The sequence below is a fragment of the Sphingobium quisquiliarum P25 genome (assembly GCF_000445065.1).
In the GTDB taxonomy this organism is placed as follows: Bacteria; Pseudomonadota; Alphaproteobacteria; order Sphingomonadales; family Sphingomonadaceae; genus Sphingobium; species Sphingobium quisquiliarum.
This window is the reverse complement of the sequence record NZ_ATHO01000095.1, coordinates 18,242-27,408: the sequence shown is the minus strand read 5'-3', so window position 1 is coordinate 27,408 and position 9,167 is coordinate 18,242. Positions and strand designations below refer to the sequence as shown.

Below are 9,167 nucleotides of genomic sequence, written 5' to 3'. Positions count from 1 at the left end.
GCCGTGGTGCTGGGCGACCGCTTCGGACGGGCGGCGTCGGCGCGGCTGATGACGCTGGCGCAAGATGTGCTGGCGGGACACGGCATCACCGCCGCGCAGAACCACCCCTATGCGGGCGATCATATGATCGAACGGCATGGCCGCCCCGCCAGGGATTTGTACGCTTTGCAGGTGGAGGTGGACCGCAGCCTCTATCTCGACGCGGCGCTGGACGAACCGGGGCCGGGGCTGCCCGCCCTGCAACAGGCGCTGACGGCAATGGTAACGGCCCTTACCAGCGAACAGCCGCGCGCCGCCTATCCGCTCGCCGCCGAATAGCGCGATCGTTCAGGGCGGAAACGGGAGAAGGCCAGAACGGGCGATCGTTCCGGCCTTTTCCTTTTGAAGCAGCGCTGCGCTGCCCGGTTCTATTCGATATGCTGGTCCGGCAGGGCGTGGGTCGGGCGCGAACCCCAGAGCGCGTAGAAGAGGATGTAAAGCTCGCACACCGCCGTCAGCAGGAAGGAGGTTTGCAGGCCATAACGGTCCGCCAGCCAGCCCTGCACCACCACCAGCGATCCACCGGCGATCGCCATGATCAGAAGGCCTGACCCTTCCTCGGTCAGCGGGCCCAGCCCCTTGATCCCCAGGGTGAAGATGGTCGGGAACATGATCGAATGGAACAGGCCGACCAGGATCAGCGACCACATCGCCACCGGCCCGTCGGCGAACACGGTGATCATCATGACGATGAACGCGCCGATCGAGAAGGCGGCCAGCACCTTGCCCGCGTCCACCTTCTGCATGATCGCGGACCCGGCGAACCGCCCGACCATCATGCCGCCCCACAGGAAGGTGAGGTAGCGGCCCGCCTGCTCATGCGTCAGGTTGGCGATGTCGGGCTGGCTGACGAAGTTCACGAACAGGTTGGCGACGCCGATTTCCGCGATCAGGTAGATGAAGATCGCCGGAATGCCGAAGACGAGGTTGCGGTGATTCCACAGCGAATGCCGCTTGCGCTCCTCGCGCGCCAGCCGCGCCGTCGCTCCGCCCATCGCGGGCAGGGGAAAGCGGGCGATGACGATGGCCAGCACGAACAGCACCAGCGCCACCAGCCCATAGGGCAGGATCACCGACTGCGCGTCGGCCAGCCGTTCCGCTTCGGTCAGCACCGTGCCAGCGGTCGCCGTGCCACCCTTCGACCGGCCCAGGATCAGGTACGCGCCGAACAGGGGGGCGAGCATCGTGCCCGCCGAATTCATCGCCTGCACCAGGTTCAGGCGCGACGACGCGGTTTCCGGCTTGCCGACCACCGCGACATAGGGATTGGCCGCCACTTGCAGCAGCGTGATGCCGCTGGCGATGATGAACAGCATGGCCAGCGTTACGCCATAGGAAGGCAGGCTGGCCGCCAGCATCATGCCCAGCGACCCGGCCGCCATGATCAGCAGCCCGATCACCAGCGATTTCTGGTAGCCGACCCGCTCGATCAGCTTGGCCGAAGGGATCGACGCCACGAAATAGGCGATGAACCACACGGATTCGATCAGCGTCGTCTGGGTGTAGTTGAGGTCGAACACGCTGCGCAGATGGGGCAGCAGCGTGTTGTTGATGACCGTGATGAACCCCCACATGAAGAAGAGGCTGGCCAGAAGCGTCAGCGCCGGGCCGTAGCGGGTGGCTGGATGATGCTCCGCCGTCAGGGTGGCCGATGATGATGGGGGAGCAGGCATTCATCTTCTCCGTCAAGCGGCAACAGGCTTGTGCTGTTTCAATTTGTCCGAGTATATAGCTCCCCGTCGGGCGTCAATATGTCTCGGCGGCGGAAGGGGTCGTGCCGAAAAGGACGGGCAACCATGTTTTTCGAACATTTGCGTTCTATTTTCTCGGACTGATCATGGCAAGCACATCCGCATCGGCAGAAGCAAGCCGCGCTCGCGCAGGAAAGTTGCCGGACGGCAGCCCGGTCGAGGTCATCACCCTGGACAATGGAAAAGGCGTCACGGCAAAAATACTGACCTATGGCGCGGCCTTGCAGTCGCTGATGGGGCCTGACCGGAACGGCAGGATCGCCGATGTGCTGCTGGGCTATGACGATCTGGCGGGCTATCTCGCGCATCCCGAATATTTCGGCGTCACCATCGGCCGCTACGCCAATCGCATCGCGGGCGGCAGGTTCATGCTCGACGGCCATGATCACCAGCTTCCCCTCAATGACAAGACCAATACGCTGCACGGTGGCGGCAAGGGCTTCGACAAGCAGGTCTGGAAGGTCGTGTCGGTCAGCAGCACGCCCCGGCCGCAGGCCGTCCTGTCCTACAGCAGCCCCGATGGCGATTCCGGCTATCCCGGCAGGCTCGACACGCAGGTCAGCTACGCGCTGGACGAAAGCGGCGCCCTGACCATCAGCTTCGAGGCGGCGGCGAGCAAGCCGACCATCGTCAACCTCACCAACCATGCCATCTTCAACCTGTCGGGGGAGGGGGCGCCCGGCGGCGCGCTCGGCCATCTGCTGACCATAGCCGCAAAGGCCTACACGCCCGTCGATGCCGGGCTCATCCCGACTGGAGAGATCAGGCCGGTAGCCGGAACGCCCTTCGATTTCCGCACGCCCCGGCGGGTGGAAGACGGCGTCAGGGACGGGACCGATGCGCAGATCAGGTTCGGCCGGGGCTATGATCATAATTGGGTGCTGGACAAGGGGATCACGGCCAGGCCCGAACCGGCCGCGCGGCTGGAAGATCCCGTGTCGGGCCGCGTGCTGCACGTGCTGACCACCGAGCCGGGGCTGCAATTCTATTCCGGCAACTTCTTCGACGGCACGCTGGCGGGCAAGCGGGGGCATCTCTACCGCATGGGTGACGGCATCGCGCTGGAGCCGCAGAAATTCCCCGACACGCCCAACAAGCCGGACTTTCCATCCGCGCGCGTGGATCCCGGCAAGCCCTATCGCCATGTCATGATCTACCGTCTGTCAGTAAGGCATTGATGCGATGAGCGAATGGAAACGGATCGACCGCGATGTGCGCGACACGCTGGGCGAGGGGACATTATGGTCGGCGCGCGAAAACGCCGTCTACTGGGTCGACATACGCGCGCCCGCGCTCAACCGGCTGTCGCTGACCGATGGCGGCATCAGGCGCTGGCCGATGCCCGAACCGCTCGGCTGGGTGGTGGAACGGCGCGGCGGCGGTTTCGTCGCTGGGTTCCAGAGCGGCTTTGCCCGGCTGACGCTCGATCCCGTCGCGATCGATCCGATCGGCGATCCCGAACCTCATTTGCCCGGCAACCGCATGAACGATGGCAAGGCCGATGCGGACGGGCGCATCTGGTGCGGCACCATGGACATGGCGGAGGAACAGGATAGCGGCTCCTTCTACCGGCTCGACCCGGACGGCCGCTGGACGGTGATGGACACCGGCTATCTGGTGCCCAACGGCCCCGCCTTCTCTCCCTGCGGCCGCTGGCTCTACCATACCGATTCGGCGCGGCGCACCGTCTACCGCTTCTCCCGGACCGATGGCGGCGGCCTTGCCAGCCGCCAGCCCTTCATCCTCTTTTCGGAAGAGGAAGGCTATCCCGATGGCATGACGGTCGATTCCCAGGGGCATCTGTGGATCGCGCATTGGGGCGGCGCGCGCATCAGCCGCTTCACGCCCGAAGGAAAGCTGGACCGCGTCATCCCGCTGCCCGCGCGGCAGGTGACGAACATCACCTTCGCCGGGCCGAAGCTGGACCGCATGTTCGTGACATCGGCGGCGTTCAACCTGCCTGAAAGCGAATATGACGGCGCACTTTTCGAAGTCGACGCAGGCGTGACCGGCCTTCCCGCATCCCTGTTCGCTGGCTGACCGATCGGCGTGGGCGGGCGAGGGAGAAGCCCGGCAATCCCGCTTCCGGGTTTAAAGCCGGGCGACGCCGCGCTTCATGCGATGGCTATCCCGGCTCCGGCAGCGCCAGGTCCATGTCCGCCAGCGCCAGCCGCAGCAGCTCCATCATCGCATCGCGCGCCGCCGCCGCGTCGCTGGCGGCAATGGCGCGGCACACCGCCTGATGGTCGGGCAGGGGATCGCGCGGCGCCTTCTGCTTGCGCTGCTTGAACATGGTCGTCCATCCCACCGCCGCGCCGACTGAACTGGCCAGCGCCGCCAGCGCATCATTGTGGGTCGCCGCCAATATCGCATTATGGAATTGCTGGTCCGCCAGCCGCCCCGCCGGGGTGGACAGGCCATGCCGCTCCATTTCCTCCAGCGCGCGCTGCATCGTGGCGATCTGGTCCTCCGTGCGCCGCCGCGCCGCGAACTCCGCGGCCGCCGGTTCGATCACGCCGCGCAGTTCGAACAGGTCGCGGATGAAGGCGGGGTCGGGCTCCCCCGCGAACATCCAGGCCAGCATTTCCGGGTCCAGCACGTTCCACCGGCTGCGCGGCAGCACGCGGGTGCCTGCCTTGGGCCTGCTTTCCAGCATCCCCTTGGCCACCAAAATGCGCACCGCTTCCCGATAGGCGGTGCGCGATACGCCCAGCCGTTCGGCCGCCTCTATCTCGCCTTCGAACAGGTCGCCGGGGCGGTGCCTGCCCATGAGGATCGCCGTGCCCAGATCGCGCGCGATAGCCTGATGGATGCGCAGCGCGCCTTCTTCATTCCCGGTCCTGTGCGCGCCTGCCAAACCCCAACCCCTTCAATCCTCAAAGGCTGTAGTAGGACAATGTTCGCCGCAAAGGAAGGCGTCGGCCACCAGGCGCAGGGGCGCGACATCGGCGTCGATCGCGTGATTCGCCACCAGCGTCACGAACCGCCGGTACATGGAGGGATATTCCTCGTCCGGCGCCTGCACCTGCACTTCGCCATCCAGCCGCAGCATATTGCCGCCCTCGGACAGCAGCAGTTGGCCGTCGTCGGTCTCCACCGCGATGTCCCATGTCTGCGGGCCTGTCTGCCGCCAGTCGAACACGGCATCCACGGATGCGCCCGATGCCGTCGCCATGCGCAGTTCCGCGCCGATCGGGGCCTGCTTGTTCGCGGGCACCTCCAGCTTCGCCGACAGCAGCGCCAGCGGATCGGACACGATCTCGGTCAGGATGGACAGGGCGTTGATGCCGGGGTCGAACACGCCGAAGCCGCCCGCTTCCCAGATCCACGGCTGGCCGGGATGCCAGTGCCGCACATCCTCGCGCCACTGGATCGAAATATGGCGGATCGTCCGCGTCGCCAGCCACTGGCCCGCATGCGCGACGGCGGCGGCGTAGCGGCTGTGCCAGCTGGCATAGAGCGTCACGCCCTGCCGTTCGGCCAGCGCGATCAGCGCCTCCACCTCCGAAACGGTCGCGCCCGGCGGCTTTTCCAGGAACACGTGCTTGCCCGCCAGCAGCGCCTGCCGCGCCGCTTCGTAACGGACCTGCGGCGGCTGGCACAGTATGACCGCGTCCAGATCGGGCTCGCCCGCCAGCATGGCGTCAAGGCCCGGATAGTTGTTCACCCCTTCCGCCTGCGCATTGCGGCTGGCGACGGCGGCAAGCTTTATGCCCTCCACCTTCTCCATCGCGGGCAGATGCTGGTCGCGCGCGATCTTGCCCAGGCCGACCAGCCCGGCTTTGATGCCACCGCTCACAGCGCGCGGTCCTGACCGGCGGCGGCCTCCAGCCTGCCTTCGACGCGGCGGATCAGCTTCCACGGATTGGCGTCCTGCAAGGCGGGGGGCAGCAGCGCGTCAGGCACGTCCTGATAGCAGACCGGGCGCAGGAAGCGCTCCATGGCCAGGGTTCCAACGGAACTCGTGCGCCCATCCGACGTCGCCGGGAACGGCCCGCTATGCACCATGGCATAGGTGACCTCGACGCCGGTCGGCCAGCCATTGGTCAGGATGCGCCCTGCCTTGCGCGACAGGGCCGGGAGCAGCCTGGCCGCATCGGCGCTGTCGCTTTCCTCCATGTGCAGCGTGGCGGTCAGCTGACCCTCCAGCCCGGCGATGGTTTCCAGCACCTCGTCGATGCTGCGGCATGAAAGCAGGATGGAGGAGGAGCCGAACACTTCATGGGCCAGCGCCGGGTTGCTGCGGAACCGCTCCGCATCCGTTGTGAACAAGGCATGCTGCCCCCGGTTCGCGCCCTGCGCCTGCGCGCCGCGCGCGACAGTGGTGACGCCCTCGGCCGACAGCAGGGCGGCGACGCCCTTTTCATAGGCTTCATGGATGCCGGGCGTCAGCATGACCTGCGGCTCGCTCGCCGTCATCGCCTGCGCGGCGGCGGCGACGAAGCGGTCGAGGTCCGGCCCTTCCAGCGCGATGACCAGCCCCGGATTGGTGCAGAACTGGCCCGATCCCATGGTCAGCGACCCGACGAAGGCCGCGCCCAGTGCATCGGCCCGCGCCGCAAGCGCGCCGGGCAGAAGGACGACCGGGTTGATGCTGCTCATCTCCGCATAGACAGGGATGGGCTCGGCCCGTTTGGCCGCGACCTGCATCAGCGCGATGCCGCCGCCGCGCGATCCGGTGAAGCCCACCGCCTTGATGCGCGGGTCGGAAACCAGCGCGCCGCCCAGTTCATGGGTCGATCCTGGCAGGTAGGAAAAGACGCCTTCATGCAGGCCGCATGCCTTCACCGCCGCCTGGATGGCGCGCGCCACCAGCTCGCCGGTGCCGGGATGGGCGGGATGGCCCTTCACCACCACGGGGCAGCCCGCCGCGAAGGCCGATGCCGTGTCGCCGCCCGCCGTCGAGAAGGCGAGGGGGAAATTGGACGCGCCGAACACCGCGACCGGTCCCAGCGCCTGATTGACGCGGCGCAGGTCGCTGCGGGGCAGCGGCTGCCGTTCGGGAAGGGCCTTGTCGATGGTGGCGTCCAGCCAGTCGCCCTGCCGCACATAGCTGGCGAACAGGCGCAATTGGCCCACCGTGCGGCCGCGCTCGCCCTCCAGCCGGGGGCGGGGCAGGCCGGATTCGGTCATGGCGGTTTCGATCAGCAGGTCTCCGATCGCCAATATCTGCTCGGCCGCCGTCTCAAGGAAGGTCGCGCGCGCGTCCGGCGTCAGCGCCGAAAAGCTCTCGAACGCCGCTTCCGCCAAGGCGCAGGCGTCGGCCACGTCGGCGGGCGACGCGTTGGAAAAGGCGACCTCGCCCTGCCCGCCGCTGGCGGGATGGACCGCGAAAAAGGGATCGCCCCCGCGCCGTTCGCTTGCGCCGACCAGTATCGCTCCGTTGAACATGCTTAATCTCCTGCTCGCCGGTCCGCCCGTGCAGCAGGCGGGACCGGCATGATTCGTTTCGCCAGGGCGGCTGTGGGCCGCCTCAATGCCAAAGGGCGGCTGTGGGCCGCCTCAATGATTGTCGCGCGGCAGTCCCTTGGTCTGCGCGATGCGCTGATATTTCTCCGCGCCCTCCAGGATCGCGCCTTCGCTCAGCTGACCCACCAGATTGCGCTGGATTTCCTGCCATGGCGTCTGCGATGCGGGATAGGGATAGCCGCCAGCCGCCACCAGCCGCTCGCGCCGGGCCTTCAGTTCCTCGTCCGGTATCAGGACGTCGACCGTCCCTTTTTTCAGGTCCATGCGCACCCGGTCGCCGGTTTCCAGCAGCGCAAGGCCGCCCATCGCCGCCGCCTCAGGGGAGGCGTTCAGGATCGACGGGCTGCCGCTCGTCCCCGACTGCCGCCCGTCGCCGATGCAGGGCAGGGCGCCGACGCCTTCGGTGATAAGATATGCGGGCGGGCGCATGTTCACGACTTCCGCCGCGCCCGGATAGCCGATCGGCCCCGCGCCGCGCATGAACAGCAGCGTGTCGGCCGTGATGCCCGTGGCCGGATCGTCGATCCGCGCATGATAATCCTCCGGCCCGTCGAACACGACCGCCGGGCCTTCAAACGCATCGGGATCGTCCGGGTTCGAAAGATAACGCTCGCGAAATTCCGGGCTGATGACGCTGGTCTTCATCACCGCCGCGTCGAACAGATTGCCCGACAGCACCAGGAAGCCTGCTTCCTCCTTGATCGGCTGGGCGAAGGGGCGGATGACGCGCTCGTCCTCGATCTCCACGCCCCGGCAGTTTTCGCCCATGGTCCTGCCGTTGACGGTCATCGCGCCTTCGCGGATGAGCCCCTGGGCGATCAGCTGGCCGACCACCGCGGGCACGCCGCCCGCGCGGTAATAATCCTCGCCCAGATATTCGCCCGCCGGTTGCAGATTGACCAGCAGCGGCACCTTGTGCCCCACCGTCTCCCAATCCTTGAGCGGCAGGCCGACGCCGGCATGACGCGCGATCGCGGCCAGGTGGATGGGCGCGTTGGTCGATCCGCCGATCGCCGAATTGACCGTGATCGCATTGTGGAACGCGTCCAGCGTCAGGATGTCGGAGGGCTTGAGGTCCTCACGCACCATCTCGACGATGCGCTTGCCGGTGCGGTAGGCGGCCTCCTGCCGGTCGCGATAGGGCGCGGGGATCGCCGCCGATCCCGGCAGCATCATGCCCAGCGCTTCCGCCAGGCTGTTCATCGTCGTCGCCGTGCCCATCGTGTTGCAATAGCCGGTGGACGGCGCCGACGACGCCACCAGCTTGATGAATCCCTCATCGTCGATGCGCCCCGTCGCCAGCAGTTCGCGCGCATGCCACACGATCGTGCCCGACCCCGTGCGCTCGCCCTTGTGCCAGCCGTTCAGCATCGGCCCGACCGACAGGGCGATGGCGGGAATGTTCACCGTCGCCGCCGCCATCAGCAGCGCGGGCGTCGTCTTGTCGCATCCGGTGGTCAGCACCACGCCGTCGATCGGATAGCCGTACAGCGCCTCGACCACGCCCAGATAGGCAAGGTTGCGGTCAAGCCCGGCGGTCGGCCGCTTGCCCGTCTCCTGAATGGGATGCACCGGAAATTCCAGCGCGATGCCGCCCATTTCGCGAATGCCTTCGCGTACCCGTTCCGCCAGCACCATATGGTGGCGGTTGCAGGGCGACAGGTCGCTGCCGGTCTGGGCGATGCCGATGATCGGCCGGCCGCTGCGCAGTTCCTCCAGCGTCAGGCCGAAGTTCAGGTAGCGCTCCAGATACAGCGCCGTCATGTCTATATTGTCGGGATTGTCGAACCAGGCGCGGCTGCGCAACTTGGGGGCGGGCTTGGAGTTTTCGCTCATGACGGCATCCTGACGGTGAAGAGGAAGGGACGCATTGACGCGCTCGCCTCTCCCCATATACTCATACAAATA

8 protein-coding genes are annotated in these 9,167 nt (G+C 66.9%); 3 read left to right on the top strand and 5 right to left on the bottom strand.

What is annotated here, in order from left to right; genetic code table 11:
- Positions 1–318 (top strand): N-formylglutamate amidohydrolase (locus L288_RS32530; protein WP_021238415.1); only part of this gene is annotated, 318 nt, incomplete at its 5' end.
- An 89-nt stretch (positions 319–407) separates the two neighbouring features.
- Here the strand turns inward: L288_RS32530 and L288_RS32525 are convergent.
- Complete coding sequence (locus L288_RS32525; protein WP_021238414.1) at positions 408–1,712, bottom strand: sugar MFS transporter; 1,305 nt, start codon at positions 1,710–1,712, stop codon at positions 408–410.
- Positions 1,713–1,876: 164 nt separating this feature from the next.
- Here L288_RS32525 and L288_RS32520 point away from each other — a divergent pair, with 164 nt between their 5' ends.
- Positions 1,877–2,968 carry an aldose epimerase family protein gene (locus L288_RS32520; RefSeq protein WP_051209648.1) on the top strand — a complete coding sequence of 364 codons (1,092 nt, stop codon included), beginning with the start codon at positions 1,877–1,879 and terminating at the stop codon, positions 2,966–2,968.
- A gap of 4 nt (positions 2,969–2,972) precedes the next feature.
- The gene (locus L288_RS32515; protein WP_021238412.1) at positions 2,973–3,830 is read left to right on the top strand and encodes an SMP-30/gluconolactonase/LRE family protein; all 858 of its coding nucleotides are present in this window, start codon (positions 2,973–2,975) and stop codon (positions 3,828–3,830) included.
- Positions 3,831–3,915: 85 nt separating this feature from the next.
- Here L288_RS32515 and L288_RS32510 read toward each other — a convergent pair whose 3' ends face one another.
- The 4 genes from L288_RS32510 to L288_RS32495 all read right to left on the bottom strand — a co-directional run bounded on the left by L288_RS32510 (position 3,916) and on the right by L288_RS32495 (position 9,095).
- Complete coding sequence (locus tag L288_RS32510) at positions 3,916–4,647, bottom strand: FadR/GntR family transcriptional regulator (RefSeq protein ID WP_021238411.1); 732 nt, start codon at positions 4,645–4,647, stop codon at positions 3,916–3,918.
- Positions 4,648–4,659: 12 nt separating this feature from the next.
- A complete protein-coding gene (locus L288_RS32505) occupies positions 4,660–5,589 on the bottom strand; it encodes a Gfo/Idh/MocA family protein (RefSeq protein ID WP_021238410.1) in 930 nt (309 codons plus the stop codon).
- A complete protein-coding gene (locus tag L288_RS32500; protein ID WP_021238409.1) occupies positions 5,586–7,181 on the bottom strand; it encodes an aldehyde dehydrogenase (NADP(+)) in 1,596 nt (531 codons plus the stop codon). Before L288_RS32500 ends, L288_RS32505 begins: the two co-directional genes overlap by 4 nt.
- A gap of 111 nt (positions 7,182–7,292) precedes the next feature.
- Positions 7,293–9,095: an IlvD/Edd family dehydratase gene (locus L288_RS32495; RefSeq protein ID WP_021238408.1), complete on the bottom strand. Its 1,803-nt coding sequence runs from the start codon at positions 9,093–9,095 to the stop codon at positions 7,293–7,295.
- Positions 9,096–9,167: the final 72 nt, after the last annotated feature.

Bases quoted from the DNA above. Each gene is read 5' to 3' on its own strand.
- L288_RS32525 (WP_021238414.1), bottom strand. From the start codon at position 1,712: ATGCCTGCTCCCCCATCATCATCGGCCACCCTGACGGCGGAGCATCAT.
- L288_RS32520 (WP_051209648.1), top strand. From the start codon at position 1,877: ATGGCAAGCACATCCGCATCGGCAGAAGCAAGCCGCGCTCGCGCAGGA.
- L288_RS32515 (WP_021238412.1), top strand. From the start codon at position 2,973: ATGAGCGAATGGAAACGGATCGACCGCGATGTGCGCGACACGCTGGGC.
- L288_RS32500 (WP_021238409.1), bottom strand. From the start codon at position 7,181: ATGTTCAACGGAGCGATACTGGTCGGCGCAAGCGAACGGCGCGGGGGC.
- L288_RS32495 (WP_021238408.1), bottom strand. From the start codon at position 9,095: ATGAGCGAAAACTCCAAGCCCGCCCCCAAGTTGCGCAGCCGCGCCTGG.